This is a genomic window from Caballeronia sp. LZ032, from assembly GCF_031451315.1.
Taxonomy (GTDB): Bacteria; Pseudomonadota; Gammaproteobacteria; order Burkholderiales; family Burkholderiaceae; genus Caballeronia.
The window spans coordinates 187,079-204,753 of sequence record NZ_JARUXP010000005.1 but is presented as its reverse complement, the minus strand read 5'-3'; the positions used below and the strand labels follow the sequence as shown (position 1 = coordinate 204,753).

25 protein-coding genes and 1 pseudogene are annotated in these 17,675 nt (G+C 61.9%); all 26 read right to left on the bottom strand.

The genetic code is table 11. The features are described from left to right. Positions 1–35: 35 nt before the first annotated feature. Positions 36–1,091, bottom strand: coding sequence for a phage late control D family protein (locus tag QCE69_RS35595; RefSeq protein WP_309935620.1), 1,056 nt, complete (start codon positions 1,089–1,091; stop codon positions 36–38). 305 nt (positions 1,092–1,396) lie between these two features. Continuing rightward, a pseudogene (locus QCE69_RS35590) lies at positions 1,397–1,816 on the bottom strand (phage tail protein); the annotation flags it as partial. 12 nt (positions 1,817–1,828) lie between these two features. Next, complete coding sequence (locus tag QCE69_RS35585) at positions 1,829–4,405, bottom strand: hypothetical protein (protein ID WP_309935619.1); 2,577 nt, start codon at positions 4,403–4,405, stop codon at positions 1,829–1,831. Further along, positions 4,405–4,521 (bottom strand): GpE family phage tail protein, encoded by a 117-nt coding sequence (locus QCE69_RS35580; protein ID WP_309935618.1) that lies wholly within the window; start codon positions 4,519–4,521, stop codon positions 4,405–4,407. The genes QCE69_RS35585 and QCE69_RS35580 overlap by 1 nt, the downstream gene beginning before the upstream one ends. A gap of 8 nt (positions 4,522–4,529) precedes the next feature. Beyond that, the gene (locus QCE69_RS35575) at positions 4,530–4,886 is read right to left on the bottom strand and encodes a phage tail assembly protein (protein WP_309935617.1); all 357 of its coding nucleotides are present in this window, start codon (positions 4,884–4,886) and stop codon (positions 4,530–4,532) included. A 65-nt stretch (positions 4,887–4,951) separates the two neighbouring features. Next, positions 4,952–5,461 (bottom strand): phage major tail tube protein, encoded by a 510-nt coding sequence (locus QCE69_RS35570; RefSeq protein WP_309935615.1) that lies wholly within the window; start codon positions 5,459–5,461, stop codon positions 4,952–4,954. A 39-nt stretch (positions 5,462–5,500) separates the two neighbouring features. Continuing rightward, complete coding sequence (locus QCE69_RS35565) at positions 5,501–6,673, bottom strand: phage tail sheath protein (RefSeq protein WP_309935614.1); 1,173 nt, start codon at positions 6,671–6,673, stop codon at positions 5,501–5,503. Between the two features lie 6 nt (positions 6,674–6,679). Beyond that, positions 6,680–6,970 (bottom strand): hypothetical protein, encoded by a 291-nt coding sequence (locus QCE69_RS35560; RefSeq protein ID WP_309935613.1) that lies wholly within the window; start codon positions 6,968–6,970, stop codon positions 6,680–6,682. 2 nt (positions 6,971–6,972) lie between these two features. Beyond that, positions 6,973–7,398 (bottom strand): hypothetical protein, encoded by a 426-nt coding sequence (locus QCE69_RS35555; protein ID WP_309935612.1) that lies wholly within the window; start codon positions 7,396–7,398, stop codon positions 6,973–6,975. A 169-nt stretch (positions 7,399–7,567) separates the two neighbouring features. Further along, positions 7,568–8,485: a hypothetical protein gene (locus QCE69_RS35550; RefSeq protein WP_309935782.1), complete on the bottom strand. Its 918-nt coding sequence runs from the start codon at positions 8,483–8,485 to the stop codon at positions 7,568–7,570. Further along, positions 8,482–9,048 (bottom strand): phage tail protein I, encoded by a 567-nt coding sequence (locus QCE69_RS35545; RefSeq protein WP_309935611.1) that lies wholly within the window; start codon positions 9,046–9,048, stop codon positions 8,482–8,484. Before QCE69_RS35545 ends, QCE69_RS35550 begins: the two co-directional genes overlap by 4 nt. Further along, the gene (locus QCE69_RS35540) at positions 9,041–9,952 is read right to left on the bottom strand and encodes a baseplate J/gp47 family protein (protein ID WP_309935610.1); all 912 of its coding nucleotides are present in this window, start codon (positions 9,950–9,952) and stop codon (positions 9,041–9,043) included. Before QCE69_RS35540 ends, QCE69_RS35545 begins: the two co-directional genes overlap by 8 nt. Continuing rightward, positions 9,949–10,308, bottom strand: a complete 360-nt coding sequence (locus QCE69_RS35535; protein WP_309935609.1) for a GPW/gp25 family protein — start codon at positions 10,306–10,308, stop codon at positions 9,949–9,951. The genes QCE69_RS35540 and QCE69_RS35535 overlap by 4 nt, the downstream gene beginning before the upstream one ends. Beyond that, complete coding sequence (locus QCE69_RS35530; RefSeq protein WP_409021275.1) at positions 10,305–10,988, bottom strand: phage baseplate assembly protein V; 684 nt, start codon at positions 10,986–10,988, stop codon at positions 10,305–10,307. Before QCE69_RS35530 ends, QCE69_RS35535 begins: the two co-directional genes overlap by 4 nt. A gap of 95 nt (positions 10,989–11,083) precedes the next feature. Further along, positions 11,084–11,557, bottom strand: a complete 474-nt coding sequence (locus tag QCE69_RS35525) for a phage virion morphogenesis protein (RefSeq protein WP_309935607.1) — start codon at positions 11,555–11,557, stop codon at positions 11,084–11,086. Then, on the bottom strand, positions 11,542–11,991 hold the full coding sequence (locus QCE69_RS35520; RefSeq protein WP_309935606.1) for a phage tail protein: 450 nt from the start codon (positions 11,989–11,991) through the stop codon (positions 11,542–11,544). Before QCE69_RS35520 ends, QCE69_RS35525 begins: the two co-directional genes overlap by 16 nt. Continuing rightward, entirely contained in the window at positions 11,984–12,229 is a 246-nt protein-coding gene (gene lysC / locus QCE69_RS35515; protein ID WP_309935605.1) for an Rz1-like lysis system protein LysC, read from the bottom strand. The genes QCE69_RS35520 and lysC overlap by 8 nt, the downstream gene beginning before the upstream one ends. Continuing rightward, complete coding sequence (gene lysB, locus QCE69_RS35510; RefSeq protein ID WP_309935604.1) at positions 12,123–12,557, bottom strand: Rz-like lysis system protein LysB; 435 nt, start codon at positions 12,555–12,557, stop codon at positions 12,123–12,125. The genes lysC and lysB overlap by 107 nt, the downstream gene beginning before the upstream one ends. Then, positions 12,554–13,360, bottom strand: a complete 807-nt coding sequence (locus QCE69_RS35505; protein ID WP_309935603.1) for an N-acetylmuramidase family protein — start codon at positions 13,358–13,360, stop codon at positions 12,554–12,556. The genes lysB and QCE69_RS35505 overlap by 4 nt, the downstream gene beginning before the upstream one ends. Then, on the bottom strand, positions 13,357–13,629 hold the full coding sequence (locus QCE69_RS35500) for a phage holin family protein (protein WP_309935602.1): 273 nt from the start codon (positions 13,627–13,629) through the stop codon (positions 13,357–13,359). The genes QCE69_RS35505 and QCE69_RS35500 overlap by 4 nt, the downstream gene beginning before the upstream one ends. 1 nt (position 13,630) lies before the next feature. Continuing rightward, on the bottom strand, positions 13,631–13,975 hold the full coding sequence (locus QCE69_RS35495; RefSeq protein WP_309935601.1) for a putative holin: 345 nt from the start codon (positions 13,973–13,975) through the stop codon (positions 13,631–13,633). 17 nt (positions 13,976–13,992) lie between these two features. Further along, the gene (locus tag QCE69_RS35490) at positions 13,993–14,199 is read right to left on the bottom strand and encodes a tail protein X (protein ID WP_309935600.1); all 207 of its coding nucleotides are present in this window, start codon (positions 14,197–14,199) and stop codon (positions 13,993–13,995) included. Beyond that, positions 14,199–14,675 carry a head completion/stabilization protein gene (locus tag QCE69_RS35485; RefSeq protein ID WP_309935599.1) on the bottom strand — a complete coding sequence of 159 codons (477 nt, stop codon included), beginning with the start codon at positions 14,673–14,675 and terminating at the stop codon, positions 14,199–14,201. Before QCE69_RS35485 ends, QCE69_RS35490 begins: the two co-directional genes overlap by 1 nt. Positions 14,676–14,777: 102 nt before the next feature. Further along, positions 14,778–15,461, bottom strand: a complete 684-nt coding sequence (gpM, locus tag QCE69_RS35480) for a phage terminase small subunit (protein WP_309935773.1) — start codon at positions 15,459–15,461, stop codon at positions 14,778–14,780. After that, positions 15,458–16,474 carry a phage major capsid protein, P2 family gene (locus QCE69_RS35475; RefSeq protein WP_309935598.1) on the bottom strand — a complete coding sequence of 339 codons (1,017 nt, stop codon included), beginning with the start codon at positions 16,472–16,474 and terminating at the stop codon, positions 15,458–15,460. Before QCE69_RS35475 ends, gpM begins: the two co-directional genes overlap by 4 nt. A gap of 49 nt (positions 16,475–16,523) precedes the next feature. Further along, positions 16,524–17,606 carry a GPO family capsid scaffolding protein gene (locus QCE69_RS35470; RefSeq protein ID WP_309935597.1) on the bottom strand — a complete coding sequence of 361 codons (1,083 nt, stop codon included), beginning with the start codon at positions 17,604–17,606 and terminating at the stop codon, positions 16,524–16,526. Positions 17,607–17,675 lie beyond the last annotated feature (69 nt).

The window sequence follows — 17,675 nt, the reverse complement described above, 5'->3', positions numbered from 1 at the left end:
GCGCCGGATCGCTCAGCAGAGATTAAGCACGTGGCTCACCGTCCTGATCGGCGAAAATGTGACCGATGTCGGTCGGTCGTCGGATCGTCGCGCACTTCGAGCTCCAGCGCCGTGGAGAATCCTGCGTCGCCTGTGATCGTGTGCGTGACTTTCTTCACGAGCCACGGCGTGTCGTCGATGTCTGGCTTGAAACCACTTACCGTCACCGGCAGCTCTGGAAAGAGCTCAGCGCGGCCGCGCGCCAGCGTGTAATCGAGCGTGGCCTGCGAACGCTGTACGCGCGCAAATTCGGCCTGCGCGGCCGCGCGCGCTTCCGCCTCGCTCGGATAGTCTTCCGGCAGCACCTTCACGTTGTGATTGTTCTCGCCACCGATGACGACCGACTGCCGCTTGCCCTTGCCGTTCGAATGCCAATGAGCGCGCACGGCCGCGTAGCTCTCGCGCTGCGCGATGTGATAGCGATGCTGATCGCCGTCGCGCCGCGTGAGCGCGAGCTCGGAGAGCGCGCGCCCGCTTGCCGTCTTGCCGGTACCGATCGGCATGAAAAGCAGGTTCAGGTCTTTGACGTTCATCACCGCGTCGTAGCGCTTGGCGAGGCGCGTGAGAAACGACATATCGCTTTCATGCGTCTGATCGATGTGTGCAATCGCGACTTTCGCGAGCACGTCAGCAACGGCCGCTTTCAACGAATGCCGCGAGGCGACGGTGCGCACGATCGACCCGAGTGTTTGACCATGCCAGCTTTGTTCGCGCCGCTCGTGCATGGCGTTGGTCATTGAGGCCGATCGTGCGCGAATCGTGATGATATCCGGTGCGCCGCTATGCTCGACTTCGTCAACGGTGAACGTGCCTTTGTCGATGAGCGGCTCGCCAACCCATCCGATCATCACCTTGATATTCGCGCCACGCTTCGGAATGGCAAAAGTGCCTTTACTGTCGTCGATGACGAGATCGAGCATGTCGGATTCATCGGCGCGCGACTCAGCGAGCGTCAGAGCCATGAGGCGCGGCGCAATCAGGCGCGACAGATCGCGGCCATCGAGCGTGATGCGATAGTCCGCCAACGGTTGTTTGCGCGTACTGTCGGTCATGATGCGTCCGCCGCTTTCGATAACACGAGCGCGATCGCGCTGCTCGCGGTTTGCCCGTTTAGTTGCGATATCTGCTTCGCTGCAGACACAACATTTGCGAGCGACAGTCCGTTAGCATTGCTCAGCCCTTTCGACACCGCGCTCGCCGTGCTCGCGTCGATACCATCCGTCACACTGACGACCGCAGAACTCAGGTTCGAGACGGTCGAGCTCTTCGCCGCAGTCACCACGGCGGCCGCGACGTTAGCGACCTTCTTCGTATCTGAAAGCACCGTCGACGCTTCGCTCGCCGTCGCCTTGCCTGCGTCGGTCGTCGACTTCACATCGGACGAAAGCGACAGCACATCATCGTCGACGCGCTTAATCGACAGGTTGAATTCGATCTTGCGCGCGATGCCTTCGGCCGTGTGATATGTCGCCGTCTCGTTGAGACTCTCAATAATGAATGCGCCGTACACCGTGCCTGATCCGTCGACGAGCACATATGCGTCGCCGGTGTCGCCCATTTTGGCGAGCTCGTCGAGCGACGCGATCGTGCCGATTTCGTTGTCTTGCGCGACCATGCCGTTAAGCGTGATCGTGTCATCGCCGGCACCTGTGTATTGGCTCGCATCGCGTGCGCCGACGCGCGAGCTCGTGCGGTGTTTCCAGCTGCGCTGACGCTGCAGCTCCTTGAATGGCGCAGTTTTCAGACTGAAAACGAATTGTCCGAGTGAGAGCATCATGATCGGCTTTCCTTATTCCCTGTCCGACAAACTCGACGAAATACGCGACTGCTTTGCGCGGTCGCGCCGATCGAGCTCGGCCGCGACGGCGCGCGCGATGGCCTGCGCATCCATTCCGGCCTGCGGGTAAATGTTGATGATCGCCGGCGTCGATGCGGCGGCCGCCGCGCTCGCCGCCGCCGGCGTGCTCGATAGCGGACCGCGTCGATCGATCGGCACAGTCGGACGCACGAGCGCGCCGGTACCGAATGAATTCGCTGCGACGCCAGCGAGGCCCACGGCCGCCCGCGCGACGCGGCCCTGCTCGTCTTCCATGCCGAGCGCGGCGCCCTGGCTGATGAATCCGCCGAGCTCACCGAATACGCGGCTTGGACTGTGGATGCCGAGTTTTTCCTTGAACCATCCTACCGTCGAGCTCGCGACATTCACGATCGCATCTTTCACGGTGCCGAGCCCGCCCGTGATGCCGTTCACGAGCCCGCCGATGATGTTCGATCCGATAGCGGAGAATTGCGCCGGCATCGAGCTAAACCACCCGGTGAATTCTGCGAACTTGGCGCGGATGAAATCCCATGCGCTCGCCGCGCCCGTCTTGATCGTGTCCCAATGGGTATAGATCAAGTACGCCGCGCCGGCGATGATGGCGACGACAGCCGCGATCGCAAGGCCGATTGGATTCATCAGCATCGCGCGGCCGGCAAGCATCGCGGCAGACCCAAACATGCGAAACGCGCTCGCGCCGAGTCCAAGCCCGCGCGCAAGCAGCCCGCCCTGCATGCCGAGCGTCGTCATGCTAAAGCGGAGCACCGCGAGCGGCCCAAGCACGCCGGCGAGCGCGATCGTCAGCGTTCCGACCGTAACGAGCAGCGCGGCGAGCACCGTGAGCACGGTAATGATCGCCGTCGCCGCCGCGCTGTGCTCTTTCATGAATCCGACGACCTTCGCTGTAAGCGTAGCTTGCACTTGCAGGCCGGCGTTATACAGTGGCGACACCCGCTCGCCGATTTCCTGCTTCAGGTTTTTCAACTGCGCGAGAGACTCAGTCTCGCGCCCTGTCGTCATCTGCTCGCCCTTCGCTTTGAGCTCGTCGATGCCGTCTGCGCCCGCGTTGAGTTTCTCGTTCTTGTGAATCTGCGCGCTCTGCATGTACATCGTCGTGAACAGATTCGCGGCCGTCCGATTCGTGAAGATGGTCGAGATCATGTCTTTGACCTTATCCGGGTCAGTGATCCCCTTCGCGGCGAGCTTCGGCAGCAGCACCTTTTCGAGCCATTCAAGCGGCGACGCTTTTAGCATGTCGCCGCCGCGCAGCGCGCCCGGCTTCACTTGCTTGAGCGTGCCGATCTTCGTGTATTCGACCATCTTCGGATCGAGCAGACCAAGCGACATCATTTGCTTGGCAGCTCGCACCGTTGTCTTGCCCTGATAGACGTTGCTGTATGCCGACATCAAACCGGTGCCGACCGCATGCCCGCCCATTTCCTGAATGAGTGGCTCCATCTGGTAATAAAACGCGTCTTTGCGCAGTTGCTTTGCCGCGACGCCGCCCGTCTGGATGAAATTGCGCCATTCATCACCGCCCACTCGGCCGCCGGTTGCGGTGAGCACCTTTTGCACCATGTTCGCTTCGTCTTTGAACGTCGCTTCGTCTTTGGTGCCGCCGCGCAGCTCGATCACCTTCAGCATGTTCATGAATTTCTCTTCGTTCGCGTGCGCGTCTTCTGCACCGAACATCGATTCGTTCGCAAACTTCATTTTCGCGAGCGTCGGCATCACCATCTGCGCGTGATGCTCGTCGGCGAAGATGGTAAGCGCGTCACGCATCATCGTGAGGTTGTCGGTCGTCGACACGCCGTACATTTTCATTGCGCGCGCATATTTGATCGCGTCTTCCGCAGCGTGATCGCCCAAGCCGAGCGCCTTGATGCGCATACCCTCGTTCTCGGCTTTCTTCGACTCGTCGAGCGTCTCGCGCAAGTCACCGATCACATGCGCGCCGGTGCTACGCGTAGCGTAACCGGCGACGGCCATATTCGCGGCGAAGCCCTGCACGTCCTGCATGCTCTTGCGCGCCGTAGCGACACGCTTCTCACGATCGCTGATTTGCTGCAGCTTGGCGGCCTGCTCATTCATGGCCGAATTGGTCGCCGCGATATTGGTGCGCAGCTCGCGCTCGTGTTGCGCGAGGTTGCGCGTATTGATGCCTGCGCCTTCGAGACGCGTGCGCAGGTCGTTGACCGTCTGCGCCTGTTGCTTTTGCTGTTGCGACAGTGCGCGCGCGGCTTCGCGAGCGCTCTGCAAGTCTGCAATCATCTTTTGCGACGGCGGCCCCATGGTGCGCAGGGAGCCCGCCAGTTCCTTCACGCGCTCGCGCGCGGTCGCGAGCTGTGCGCCAGTTGCTTCGAGGCCGGTGCGTATTTCGCGAAACGATGCGACGGCCTTTTGCGTCTTGCCCATTTCGGCGAGCTCGCGCCGCGTATCCTTGAGTGACGCAGCGAGCCCCTTGTTTCCGGCGAGCATGGTTTTAAGGGGCTTCGTGATGTTGTCGACCATGTCGAACATCACGCGAAGTTTCAGCGCGTTATCCATCAGTCTTTTCGCTCGTATCGTTCACGCGCCCGCTCGCGCCAGTCCATCAGCTCCGACAGGCTGAAATCGTTCATCGTCGCCGGCGTCCATCCGAAAACCAGCGCGATATCGGCCATGGGGTCTTCTACCCGTTCAGGGATTCCAGCTTCGACTTCATGGCCTTCGGCATCAAAAAACCGGCAAAGATGCCTCCCAACATCACGAGGTCAGCCGGATCGATGTTCGCGACATCTTGCTCGGTGAGCGTCGGCGTGCTGATGCGCGGCAGCACCTTCGAGAGCGCGGCCACGTCGAGATTCACGAGGTCGGAGAGCGACGCGCCGCGCAGCTCGCCCGACTTCGGCTTTCGCAGCGTGATCTTGTCAATGATCTGCGAACCGCGAACGAGCGGCGTGTCGAGCGTGTGCGTGTTGGAGTCTTCGACGGGTCCGGCGACAACGTCGACGGCGTCGTGCGGATTGGTTTGCTTGTTCGTCTTCATGCTGCCCCTTGTGGCGTGATGTGATGGATGGCGAGCCGGTCATCGCCGGCTCGCGTGTGTTTCGGTTACAGGCCGATCGCGGTGCGCAGCGCCGCGAGCAGATCAGTGCCGCCGACCTTCTCGATCATGTTGACGAAATCGAGCTCGATGATGTCCTCGCCGTTGATGCTCAGCTTGTAATAGCTGGCGACGGTCGTCACCTTGAAAGACGTATCTTCCTTCGCCTTGGCAGTGCCCGGATCGATCTCCATGTGACGACCTTTCACGACGATCTCGACGGAGTCATACGAGGTCGAGTCTTCGGACTGGTAGCCGCCGGCGAATCGAAGCAGCACGCCATCATGCTTCGTGACTCCGTATTGCGAGAGCACCGATTTCATGATGCCGCCGGCGGTCCATTCCATCTGAACCCCTTCCTGACCGAAATCGACCTTGATCGGGCCGCTCATGCCACCGCCCTGCCAGTCTTCCATCTTTCGCGTCAGCTTCGGCAGCGTGATTTCCGCGACTTGCCCGACGAAATTCTCGCCGTTGTGGAAGAGGTTGAACCCCTTCAGCTTACGAGGCATACCCATGTTGTGATGCTCCTTTGCGTGCCTATGCGGCGTGATTGATTACGCGTTCACGCGCGAAGCGAAGTCGGCGAGATAGCGGTCGGTGATACGTTGCTGCAGCACCAAGTTTTCGAGCGGCGGAACCGGCGTATAGTCGTAATCGATGTACGCCTTGCCCGACTTCAGCACATCGGTCGTGTTCGGCTCCGGGTCGAACCACGACGAACCGCCGATCATGTAACCCTGCGACACCCACTCGCGGAACTTGCCGTTGATTGCCTCGATGATGTCGCGCGGCAGCGACGGATTGAGCGGCCCGTCGATGACAGGCATCTGCGCTTCTGCGATCGAATCCGCGATGACTTGCGCCGTGCGCGTGTAGTTCTCGAACTGAAAGAGCGGGTCGTCGGAGCACGTGCGCGAGCCCCAAAACCGATAGCCGTCTTTGTTGATCAGGGTCGTCACGTCGAGCTCGTTGAGATACCCCGCATCGGTCGCCGGGTCCTGCAAATCCCACGACACGTCAGCCGAGATTCCCACGACGCCATTCACGCCCACGTTCGAGAGCGTCTTGTGCCAGCCGGTGTCGTTGTCGATCTTCGCTCGAAGGCCCATCGCATACGCGACGGCCGGAACTTCAACGTTCGCATTCGCCGTCGAATCCCACGCGAGGAAATTCGGCCACATGATCATGACTTCGCGCTGGCTGAACTGCGCGCGGTAGGTCGTGACTTCCTCTTTCGTCTTGCAGCCGCTGGCATAGGCGTACACGAAGCCGCGCAGCGATTGCGCGATCGCGGCGAGCGCGGCGGTGACCGGTTGCGTGTCGAGGTCCGGTGCGCCGAGAATCCGCGGCTTGACGCCGAGCTGCGCCTGCGCGGCGAGCAGCGCTTTCATGCCGGTGTATTTGCCATCGGCCGTCACGGTGCCGATGACGTTCGTCGTCGTCGCGGCCGCGTCCGCACCTTCATCAACGCGCACTACAACAGTCACGGGCTTGGTTTGCTGACCGATCGCATTGAGCGTCTTGTACAGCGTGCCTTTGGTGCCTGCTTTGCCGAGCGCCGCGACAACGTTCGTGATCAATACGGGCGTATCGAGCGGGAACATCGTCGCGTCGGCGTCTTCGGCCGTGCACACGACACCCACGACAGCAGTCGATACCGTGCGGATCGGGCGCGTGCCCGAATTGATTTCAACGACGCGTACGCCGTGGTGATAGTCTTGCGCCATGTTGTTTCACTCCGAGGGTAAGGTGATACGGGAAAGTGTCGCGGTCGAATCGTTCGATGCGCCGCTCTGATTTTCGGGAAAGAGCGCGCGCGCACCTTCATCCGATTCGATCGATTTCAGGCAATGGTCTTTCTGCAGAAGATCGAGGCAGCGGCAGAGCACGCAGCCCCATCGCTTGCCCTCTTGCATGGCCTTGCCCGCGCGGCTCGATATCGTCTCGTCGGGGTCGCCCAACGCAATCGCATTTGCGAGCTGATCGAGCGCCACGAGTACGTTTCGAAGCCAGCGCAAGAACATGCTCAGCTCCACGCAATTGCATTGACCGCGTCGACTGATTCGGCCGCCGCTACTTGCGCGGCGAGCTGCGCATTGCGCGCCATCGCGGCAAGAATCGCTGCTTTGCCGTCCTGGCCAACACGCTGCATCTGCGCAGCCATATGCGCGCGGAACGCCCACTCGCCGGAAGCGTCGGCGCACCAAAACGGCGTCGACCAATCGGCCGCATTGCCGGGCATCAATGAGGCGAGCACGCTCGACGCAAGGTTTTGCTGGTCGGTGTCTTTTGCTGGGTAGCTGTAAAGCTCGCCGAGCGCGTTCGATGAAAAGCCGGCGTAGATCGCCGCCTTGCATGCGGCCGCCAGTTCGGCGACTTTCGCGACTCTTGCCGCGTCGAGCAGCTCTGCATCGGAAGGTGGCGGCATGTCGGTGAGCGCGCCGTCTTTCACGCCGCGCGCGCCTTGATTGGAGATGCAATCACGCCATTCTTCATCCGTGATGTCGATGACGCTCGCGCCTTCGGGCGCGGGGCTATCAACGGTGTCATAGAAAGCGATGATTGGTTTGACAAGCGAGAGGCTCGTCGAATCGTATGCAGCTTGTTTTTGTCTCATTTCCTTACTTCCCGATCGCAAGCCACCAGTTTTGAACTTGGGCGGCCAACGTTGAATTGACCGGCGCGCTACCGCTGTTGTTAGCAAATGCGCCCCACCCGAACCCAGTTACCGACTTGCTATTCAGGACCGTGTAAGCCTGAACGCCATAGGCGACTTGGTAGCCTGTGGCAATGACACGCCAACAGGCGCTCGTAAACGCAATCGGGAAAGTCACTGGCGTGGTTGCGCTCACTACGTTGGATGACCATCCCCACTGAAGAATCACCCCGCCAAGCCACGAAGGCAGTTTCAAATAGCCTATGTCGCCCGTCACCAGCGTGAAGCCGGCAGCAGAAGCCACGGCATCGATGCAGCTTGCGACAAGCGCTTGAATATTCGTCGACAGCCACGCGGTTGTCGGAACCTTCGCGCTGCTGTCGCCTTGCGCTGGCGCGACGGCCGTTTGAACGCCGCCCGAATTTCGCACCAATACCCATGCGCCGTTTCCACTGTTGAGCGAAGCGTTCCACTGAACTTCACAGAGACCGCTGACGACGATTTCTCCGCCTTTCAATGCTGCATGATCGAGGCCCCAGATCGGCGCGGCGGGGATCGCTTGGTCACCTGTCGCGTTCGGCGTGAAGGTTGCTGCGCCAGTGTTGCCCGCGCCGGCTTTGAACCGATACACCGACCCATCTGCAATCGCTTGAACCGCCGGCGTGTAAGCGGCGGTGATTGCATTCGCCGTGCCGCCGGCGAGCGCATACGCTTTTGCGACGCCGAGGATTTCGGCGATGCGATTGAATAGGTATTTCGTGCGGTTCGCGAGCTGTTTGAGCGGCTTGTTATCAACGCCGTCAGGGCCGCCCTGTACAGGGTCAGACGTCTCGTATTGATATACGCCCTCTTCCCATTGATCGGATTCGACGAGATTCGTCATGCTTGGATGCTCCCTCTTGTGTATTGGCCATTGCGAAGAGCGACGCCGTTATGCCGAATCTCCGCTTGTTGATAGTCGAGCGAGACGAGCTGGGAACGCTGCGGCGCATAACGTTCGAGCACGGCGCGCAGGTTGGTCGCTTGGTCGATCGTGATCGGCTGCGAGAGACGCACGATGTATTGCGCCCACGCCGACGCATCGCCATGGACGTAGTCGCCATTGCGTGTCGTGCTGCCATCGCGCCGGCGGATGCGCCGGCCCTCAACGATCGCCACTTCACCGAACCCAAGCCGGCGAATCACTTCGCGCACGGCCCACGGTGTCCCGCGCTTCTGATGCAGTTGGATCGCGCCCTTGATCAACCCACGCCGGGCTTCGTCCGACTCCGCGAGCTCCCACCCATCAACGGACACTTCGGCCGCGAGATACGGCAGCAGCGCTGCCGGGCAGGTGTCTGGATTCCAGTAGTCACGGATCGGGATCGGCAGATCGTCGATCGCGGCGAGCGCGGTAGCGGTGCGCTTTTCGAGCGTGGTCGCATTGGGCGGAAGCAGATTAGGCATAGATGCCGCCGTTCTCGATCACGACTTCAAGGCAGTACGACGCCTGCGTGTCGTCGATGACAAGGTCTGCGGCCGGCTCGATCAGTTCCGTCTTGGTGAGGCCAGCGGCCTGCAACACGCCGGTGATTGCCGACACCGCGACCCCGACGCCGATGCGGTGCACCTTGTCCGCATACGCCTGCGCATTTTTCGCGGCCTGCGCAAGCAGCACGTCAGCGCCCACGGCCGATTTCGTGTAGCCCTTCGCATGAATGCGATATGTGACGATCTCCGCCGACGCGACAAAAACGGTGTCATTGAGCGGGCGCTGATCTTCTTCGCTCAGCGCTGCGTAGACTGCGTCAATAATCGGCTGCGGCACGGTGCCGTCGCCGTCACGAGCGAGCAGTGTCACCAGCACGTCTCCCGGTTGCGGCCGCGAGGTCTTCGCATCGAGCAGTTGCCCGTCGACGGCGAGCGCCTTCGAGACATAAGCAGCTGCCGGCCCGGCGACGCTGAATCCTTGCGGCGCGAGCTGAATGCGTCGGCGCAAGTCGTCGTCGTCCTCGTCGACTTCGGCGATATCGTTCTCAGGATCGGCCGGAGTAACGACGAGCTTTTCGATGCCGAAAAGCGCCGCACGCTGAACAAGGTCGTTGCCGTTCGCAAAGGCGAGCATCACGGCGCGCGTCGCGTCATTGATTCGCTGACGCAGCACGAGCTCTCGATAACTGTTTTCTTGCAACAGGCGCGCGAGCGGCTCGGATTCGAGCTCGACGGTCGCAGCGATATCGGCCTGCTCTCCTTCCGGCCACAGCGCAATGAGCGCCGCCTTGCGCGTCGCGAGAATGCTCTCGAAGTCGAGCACTTCGAGCACGTCAGGAAGCGGCAGGCTCGCGAGGTCGATCAATGCTGACGTGCTCATAGCGTTTGTCCGGTTGTCAGGTCGACCTTGGTCTGAACTGTGTCGCCGGTCTCTGTCGTGTAGCCTTCAATGTCGATCACCTGTGCGCCGCCAAACGTCGAATCGTCGATGCTCAGCTGCACGCGCGTGATCGTCAGACGCGGCTCATAGCGCATGAGTGCGGTCGCGACGGCCGCATAAAGACGTGTGCGCGCTGCGCCGTTATTCGGCTGGTCGACGAGGTCGAAGAGCTCCGAGCCGAACGCGCGACGCTTGACGCATGTCGCCAGCGGTGTCGTCAGAATCTTTGCGATGGACTGATACAAGTGATCGAGCCCGCCGAGCGCACGGCCGGTGATTGCGTTCATGCCCTTCATTGCGGTTCGTCCGTGATTGAGCCGGTCTCAGGGTGCTTGTGATGCGCTGAACTTTTGTTGCCAGCAATAACGTCGACGCTTACGCGAATCGTGCCGTCGATCATGTGATCGCCGCCGCTCGGCCCTGTCTTGCCGCTCATGCCGTCTTGGAAGGAGAACGGGCCTTTGACGTTGAGCGACTTGGTCACAGTCGTGTCGCCATCGAGCGTGATCGAATCCGCCTTGACGGTCGCCGTCTGCGTCTGGACTGTCACCGCGCCCGGCGCGATTACCTTCACCGTCGCGCCGACCGGCAGCGTCGCCGAAAGCTCGTGCGCAGCATGGTCGTACTGCATGACCGCGCCATCTGGATAAACGGTCGTGTGCACGGTAGGGCTTTGGACCGGTGCGGGCGCGGCGTCGGAAAAGATGCCGGGAAGCGCGACGCCTTGCGCCGGGTCGCCCATCGGGCAAAAGAGCATGACCTGTTCGCCGACAGTCGGCGGGTTCCATTCACGCGTCGCGCCTGCGCGCGCAGCGAAAAACGGAATCCAATTGGTCGTGAGGCCGGGATTGTCGGTGTCGTCGGGATCGCCCACCGACACACGCACGGTTGGCGGATTGGTCGAGAGGTCGACCGCGAACACTGACCCTTTGCGGATCAGGTTGACAATCAAGCGGCGAAATTCGTTAGCGTCCATACCGGCCATGTTGCCGGCCATGCGCGCGCGAGGCGAGTAACGCGCAATGTGTTTCGTCTGGACACAAAAAAGCCCTGCGAACAGGGCTCGGATTGTCACTTGGTGATGTGCTTCAGGAGCATGTCGCGTATCAGCTCGCGATCTTCGGTCGTAAATCCAAGCAGCACGCGCGCCGGGTATTTGTAGTCTTTCCCGCCGGGCGCGACGCGATCCGTTTCGCCGAACTGATGCACACGCGCGACGCGCGACACGCGGCCCGAAAAGCCGATGGCGAGCCCGGTCGCATCGACTTCCGTCTGCAGGTAACGCGCCGTGCGGAGCTTCACGAACATCGCCGTGCGCTTGATGCGGCCGCGTTTGTCACGTAGAGCTTTGCCGCCGGGTTTGAGGCGCGGCTTGCGTGCATCGTACCCGCTACCGTCTGGATTGCGCTGCGCTGCGATGCGCGCCTGCTGACTACGGCGCAGCTCGCGCGCGATATCACGCAGCGCCGCATGCCGCGCTGGTGCGTCGAGCTTCGCGAGCAGGCCGCCGAGCCAATTCTCGAAGAGGTTCAGCTCTTCGGCCACGGTTCGCCGGTCCACGTGATCGAGTCGGCAAGCGCTTGCGAATCGTCGATGTGCGTCACTGTGCGCTCGCCTGTTGGCCCGGTGCCGACGACGACGCTTTCGGTCATCTGCAGCTTGATAGACACATCGGCGGTCGCGTTGTCGAGAATGTCGATCTCGAACGTGATGCCGTTCGATCGTTGATCGAAGTTGCTCACGAGGTCGGACTGATACATTCGAACCCAATCGACGAGCGCTATAAAGAGGTCGTCTGCGTCGCCTGCAAAATCCAGCACGATCACATTGAGCACGTAGCGATATTCGAACGAGCTCGATATCGTGCCGGTCGCGGCGAGCGCGCCCTGATCGATGAATACTGTCAGCTTTTCGGGACTTTCCGCAAGCGCCGGGATAGCAGCGACGAGCGCCGCGCGCAGACTCGCCGGCTTAATCATGTTTCCCCTTCGCCGTCTGCGCGTCGATTTCGGCCTGCGCGGCCGTCTGACAAGAAACGATCATGTCGACTTTGGCCGCACACGCGCCCCACGCGCCTTTGGCGGTCGTGAGCGCCGCGCGCAGCTCGCCATTAGTTGTCGGAGCCATCGCCGGCAGCGTGCACCGCGTGATCGTTTGACACTGCAGCACCGAAATTCGCGGTGCCGGTGAAAGTGGGGCTTGCTGACAGGCGCACAACGTCAGCAGGCAAAGGAGTATCGGCCCACGTGCGAACGGTCGGATTTTCATTGATCACCTTTTTCATGGCTTGGCGTTCGCTCGTGACGGTCGCGCGCACGGCGGTCGTCGACGTGTCGAGCTGCACCTGTTGCTTCGCTTTCTCGCCGGCGTCACGCTGCAGGTCGCTGATTGTCTTGTTGCGGTCGACGATGCCCTGCTTTGCGGTTGCGAGCTGGTTATTCGCATCGGCGAGCTCGACGCGCAGCTCGCGCACATACAGCACGCCGCCGGCGAGCGCGGCAAGCACGAGCGCGCCGACGACGAGTTTCGCGATGATCGGATTCATGCGGCCGCCTTGTCGGTCGGCGCATATCGTTCGAAGGCTCGCGCGAGCTTCACGTCATAAAGGTTTTGCGCATAGGCCGCGCCGTTGTAGCCCTTCGCAAACTGCACCCACTTGCGAGCCTTCAGCGCTGCAAGCAGATTGGGATCGGCGGCAACGAAGCGCACGAACGCGTCGAGCTGCTCGCCTTCGCTGCCCTCCATGCGTGACACGAACTCGTCGACGCTCTCATACTTGAGCCGCTCCCAGTTTCTGCCCATGACCTGAAACGCGCCCCAACTCGCCGACTCGTACGCCGCGCCGGCGTCGATCATTTCGGCCGACGCGAGGCGCATGTATTCCGCTGAGCCGCCCTTATAGCCGCCGCGCGTCTGCGAAACGATGTCGGGATAGCGTGCGGCGAGCGGCTCGGGGTTGATGCCGCGTGCCTGCAGCCGTTGCCAAAAGATATGACGCTCGAAAAGAATCACCGGCCGGCCATCGGAGAGAAAGCCCGATCCGCTCGATTCGACTTCGTTCACCGCGCGCACGCACGCGACCTGCACGCCGAGCGCGGCGGCCGCCTGGACAATGTCCGCATCGCTGAGGTGCTTTGGATCACGACGACCGGTCGCGATCGCCGCGAGCGTCTTCGGTCCGGCGATGCCGTCGACCACAAGCCCGGTTTTCGTCTGAATCGCCTTGACGGCCGTTTCCGTCGCGTCGTCGTAGACATGCGTCACCGCGAGCGCGAAGCCGGCCCGGATGAGCCGGCGCTGCAGCAGGCCGACATCGTCGCCGAAGTCGCCGAGTCGATGCGTTTTCATTGTTCGCTACTCCACAAGAGCCGCGCGATGTTGCCGCGCGCGGCGTACACGAAGAGCGCCAGTAGGATCGCTGTCGCCGCTTCGAAGAATCCGACATGCTTCGCGTGCAGTGCGAGCTCGATCGCCGATCCACCCGACACCGCAACGACCGCCCATGCGACCCACGAGACATGATGGCGGTGTCGGGCGCCGTTGCGCCGATAGAACAAGACGCGCAGCATGGCCGCGACGTGCGCCGCGAGCGCGATCACCGCAAACGAGATGTGCATATCAGCCGCCTCGCTTCAGGAACGCCAGCAGATCGATGTTTTTGACGCGCTCGATCAATTGCAATGTGACAGTGATCACCAGCGCGGCCGCAAAGAAGCCGGCGACGCCCGTCGAGTGAATCGGCGTCGCGTTGACGATTTCTGGCGCGGCGAGATAGCCCATGACGAGCGAAATCAGCATGTACGCGATGCGCTGCAAGATGCCGATGTCTTTCGAGGTCACGACCACAAGCGCCGCGCCGGTGAAAGCGCCGATCAGTGCATTGCCATCGATGCCGGGCGCAAGGCCGGCGAGCCCGATCGCAGTCGACAGCGCTGCAGCGGTTGTGGTGTTCGGTTCGGCCATGTCGCCAGCTCCAAGGATCAGTCAAACAATTGCAAAAGCGGCGTCGTGCTCTCGACGGTCGAGAGCTCAGGCATATCGACGACAGTTCCGAGCGGCAGCACGAGGCCCAAGTCGGCGAGGCCCGCATTCGCTTCGAGCACCGCCTCAACGGTGCCATCGGTGCGGCCGTAGACACGCCAGCACAGCGCGTCGACGGTGTCGCCTTGTTGCGTCGTGACCTTCATCAGATCAGCTCGACGGTCGATCGCGCGATGCCGCGCAGGTCGTTGAGCGCCCACCTGACGTTACGGCGCGCGCTGCAGATCGTCGCTTCAAGGTCTTCCGCTTTTTGGCCGCCCGACTTCGTCGTGTCCCAGTCGCGATAGCGCTCTGTTAGATCGGCGTGCGTCATGTTGAACACGGCGCGGCGGTATCGGCCGAGCTGGACGCTCTCGCCAGCGACGCGCGGCGCAGGCACATCGGCGAGCGTCGTATGACCGGCCGCGAGCTGCTCGACGCGCCATGTGTAGAGCTCAGCGTTCACACTCGCGACCGCGTCGATGGTCGCCTCGCGCAAACGCTCGTGTGTCACGGTGCCATCGAGGCGCGTCGATGCGCGCAGCTCGTCGAGCGAAATATCGGGAAAGAAGCCGTCGTTTTCGATCGTCGCCGCGTCAGGCGTCGGCGGATTCGGTTCGGCGGTCGCGATAAAACTGCTCATAGCACGTGACTCGGAATAAGTGGACGGTGGACCGGCGTCGGTATCGCGTAGCGCTCAGCCGTTGCGATCGTCAGCCGGTGCCGTCCATGCCGGGGGGGCTCGTTACGTGCGGCCGGCCTTCTTGGCCGTCGCACTCCTCAACTCGTTTTCGAGTCGAGTGATGTCTTTTTTCACGCCCACGCGATCGTGCAAATCGACCGCGCGGCGGAACATTTCGAGCGCTCGGACCGGGTCGGACTTCTCCAACGCGTAGCCGAGTGCCTTCTGTAACTTTGCCCTGATTTGATCGTGCATGTCATACGATCGGGTCAGCTCGTCGACTTCCTGCAGGAAATCGACCGGGAAAATCTCGCCGGTGCTGAAGGCGCGCAATGCAGCCTCCGCGAATTCTTCTGCGACCGCCGCCGGTAGCGCTCGCTCATAGTGCTCTGGCAATGTCATGGCATGCCGCAGCGCGTAGCGTGCGATATCGAGCGCGCCGGCGTAGTCGCCCGCGTCGATTCGCCAGATCATGACCGTTGCAATCACATCGTCTTGAGCACCCCGCCCACCTTCAAGCACGCCGGCGACATAGTCGACGTATTCCGGCAGCACCTCGCGCTTGACATCGATTTTTCGTGCGACCGACTGAAGCGACTTCAGTCGACGCTTATCGACCGCGAGCTTTGCGAGCATGAGCTCGTATTGCCGCGTGCCGGCGAGCGTCTTACCGGGCGCGACCGATGCGGCCGCCTGTGCTGCGCGAATGCGCGCTTGATGTCGGCGAGCGGGGCTAGACATGGTTATGCCGCCTCGATCTCGATGTTTTCCACGACCGCGCCGCAGCCGTAGTCTTCGACGACATACGCCTCGTTGCTCGATTCGTAGTTCTCGATCTGATCACGCTTAGGATTGTCCACCACCGTGCGCCGGCGGCCGCCGTTCTGGTAGTAGATCGACAGATTGTCGAGACGCGTGAGCGCGAGCGTGTTCGCCGGGAAGAACGGCGCGCTCACGGCCTGCTTGCCGCCGATGCGCTTGCCGCTGATCACCATATCGAGCGCCGCCTGCTCGGTCGCAACGTTCGCCGCGCTCACGAGCGGGAAATACTTGTCATGCAGCAGCGCGCTACCGACCACGACCACCACGGCCGGGTCGTCGCGATACCACTCGTCGAGCAGCTGCAGCGCGTCGAGCACGAGCGCGTCGAGATTCTTGTAATCCGAGCCGGCGGCCGTGCCGACCTTGACCTTGTTCGAGCCGGCGACGGCCTCGTGCATGACGCGGTCGGCGGCGTTCTCGCGCCACTTCTGCAGCCAGCCCTTGTTCACGTCCTGCAGCAGCGCATTCGTTGCCCGGTCCGAAGAAGCGGCACGCGACGTGCCATTGAAACCGATGCAGATACGATCGAGCGCCGTGCGCTGCACGATGGCATCGCGGATCAGCGTCTGGAACTCCGGCTTCTGCGCCCAGGCATCGAGGCGCGAATACTTCAGTGCCGTGTCGAAATTGGTTTGCGTGCAGAAATAGCCGTTGTCGTCGAGGGTCGTCGGATCGACGGGCGTGCGATCTTTCGCGCTTGTGTCGGTCGTGCTCGCGATCGGTGCGCCGATGCCGAGGCCGATTTTCGAACCGGCCTGCTCTTCGACACCGATCACGTTGATGCGCTTCAGGAATTCGCTCGACGCCTGAATGCGGCCTTCGAGTGTTTGCTGCACGGACGGGTCGACCGTGAATTTCACCGACGCATCGGGCACGCCGTTGAGCTGTGCGATCGCGCCGAGATAGGCATTGAACAGCGCGCGGGTATTGTTGCGCATGAACTTCTCCAAACGTTGAGGGGTAAGGCCGGGTCAGGTAGCGGAACGATCAGCAGTCGGTCGTTTGCACGCCGCTCGATCCGGTCGCCGGCGCGCGCGGTGCGCTGCCCGGCTGCGTCGACAGCTTCGCGGTGAGCTCTTCGAGTTGCTTCGCCGTCGATGCGTGCGCGCCCTTCTCTGCGTCGAGCTCGGTTCGCAGCGCGCCGAGCTGCGTCGACAGCTCTTCGACTCGCGTTGCTTGGTCCCTGCCATGCGTGGCAAGTGCTTCGATAGCCTGCGCCGCGTCAGCGAAGCGCTTTTCGTCCGACGCGCCCTTGTTGCGCACCATCCCGATGATTTCGGCGACACGAGCGAACAGGCCCGGCGATGTGATGCTCGGCGCGGATTGCGTCGGCTCGATGTCTTCGAACTCGATCGCGGTTTCTTCCGCGACGGAAAATACGTTGTCGGGGCTCTGCTTGCGGTGCGCCAGCGGATTCTTCGCGCCGAGGCCGGCCGCGAACTGTAGGATTTCGGTTCCGAGGCTCGCCGGGCTATCCGTCACCGCAAGGCCCATGAGGTAGGCCTGCTTCGTGTCGGCGAACGAGTAGCTGATTTCGATCGACGTATAGATTTTCTGACCGGCATTCACGAGCGCAACGAGGGCAGGCGTCGGCTTGATCTGCGCATACAGCGCAAACTTACCTTTGAGCGGACCATCGGCGAGCGCTTCGGCCTTCAGTGCGATCACGTCGCCGTACGCGCCGAAAGGATTCGTGTCGGACAGAGGCGCGTAGCCGCGAATGTGCTCGCAGTTCACGCGCGCGCCGTACCTCGCCGGGTCATACGATGCGGCCATCTGCTCGATCCATTCGCGCTGAATGTTCCGACCATCGGTCGTCGCACCTTCGACCGCGACTCGAAACCATTTCGAAGTCGTGTCGGCATGTGCGCCTACGCCAGTGATTTGACCGATGCCGAGTGCCGCGAGACTTGCCGCACCGAACATCGGCGCATGGCCGGTGAGTGCGCCGATAACGTCGACGTGGTTCATGAGCGCGGGCACTACAGCAGCGTGCGCATACGCCGGCACCATCATGCACACTACGGCGTAAATCCCGGCCGCGACGGCCAGCATCGTTTTACTATTCATCGAAAAGCCTCTCAGGTTCAATTAGGGCGTTACAACATGTAAGTTGTGTAAGTGAATGTTGCACGCCGC

Coding starts and splice junctions, on each gene's coding strand:
- QCE69_RS35570 (WP_309935615.1), bottom strand. CDS start 5,461: ATGGGTATGCCTCGTAAGCTGAAGGGGTTCAACCTCTTCCACAACGGC.
- QCE69_RS35560 (WP_309935613.1), bottom strand. CDS start 6,970: ATGTTCTTGCGCTGGCTTCGAAACGTACTCGTGGCGCTCGATCAGCTC.
- QCE69_RS35520 (WP_309935606.1), bottom strand. CDS start 11,991: ATGATTAAGCCGGCGAGTCTGCGCGCGGCGCTCGTCGCTGCTATCCCG.
- QCE69_RS35470 (WP_309935597.1), bottom strand. CDS start 17,606: ATGAATAGTAAAACGATGCTGGCCGTCGCGGCCGGGATTTACGCCGTA.
- QCE69_RS35540 (WP_309935610.1), bottom strand. CDS start 9,952: ATGAGCACGTCAGCATTGATCGACCTCGCGAGCCTGCCGCTTCCTGAC.
- QCE69_RS35530 (WP_409021275.1), bottom strand. CDS start 10,988: ATGGACGCTAACGAATTTCGCCGCTTGATTGTCAACCTGATCCGCAAA.
- QCE69_RS35595 (WP_309935620.1), bottom strand. CDS start 1,091: ATGACCGACAGTACGCGCAAACAACCGTTGGCGGACTATCGCATCACG.
- QCE69_RS35550 (WP_309935782.1), bottom strand. CDS start 8,485: ATGACGAATCTCGTCGAATCCGATCAATGGGAAGAGGGCGTATATCAA.
- QCE69_RS35495 (WP_309935601.1), bottom strand. CDS start 13,975: ATGGCCGAACCGAACACCACAACCGCTGCAGCGCTGTCGACTGCGATC.
- QCE69_RS35545 (WP_309935611.1), bottom strand. CDS start 9,048: ATGCCTAATCTGCTTCCGCCCAATGCGACCACGCTCGAAAAGCGCACC.
- QCE69_RS35585 (WP_309935619.1), bottom strand. CDS start 4,405: ATGGATAACGCGCTGAAACTTCGCGTGATGTTCGACATGGTCGACAAC.
- QCE69_RS35500 (WP_309935602.1), bottom strand. CDS start 13,629: ATGCACATCTCGTTTGCGGTGATCGCGCTCGCGGCGCACGTCGCGGCC.
- QCE69_RS35475 (WP_309935598.1), bottom strand. CDS start 16,474: ATGCGCAACAATACCCGCGCGCTGTTCAATGCCTATCTCGGCGCGATC.
- QCE69_RS35505 (WP_309935603.1), bottom strand. CDS start 13,360: ATGAAAACGCATCGACTCGGCGACTTCGGCGACGATGTCGGCCTGCTG.
- QCE69_RS35580 (WP_309935618.1), bottom strand. CDS start 4,521: ATGGCCGATATCGCGCTGGTTTTCGGATGGACGCCGGCGACGATGAAC.
- QCE69_RS35490 (WP_309935600.1), bottom strand. CDS start 14,199: ATGAAGGTCACGACGCAACAAGGCGACACCGTCGACGCGCTGTGCTGG.
- QCE69_RS35485 (WP_309935599.1), bottom strand. CDS start 14,675: ATGAGCAGTTTTATCGCGACCGCCGAACCGAATCCGCCGACGCCTGAC.
- QCE69_RS35535 (WP_309935609.1), bottom strand. CDS start 10,308: ATGAAGGGCATGAACGCAATCACCGGCCGTGCGCTCGGCGGGCTCGAT.
- lysB (WP_309935604.1), bottom strand. CDS start 12,557: ATGAATCCGATCATCGCGAAACTCGTCGTCGGCGCGCTCGTGCTTGCC.
- QCE69_RS35565 (WP_309935614.1), bottom strand. CDS start 6,673: ATGGCGCAAGACTATCACCACGGCGTACGCGTCGTTGAAATCAATTCG.
- QCE69_RS35575 (WP_309935617.1), bottom strand. CDS start 4,886: ATGAAGACGAACAAGCAAACCAATCCGCACGACGCCGTCGACGTTGTC.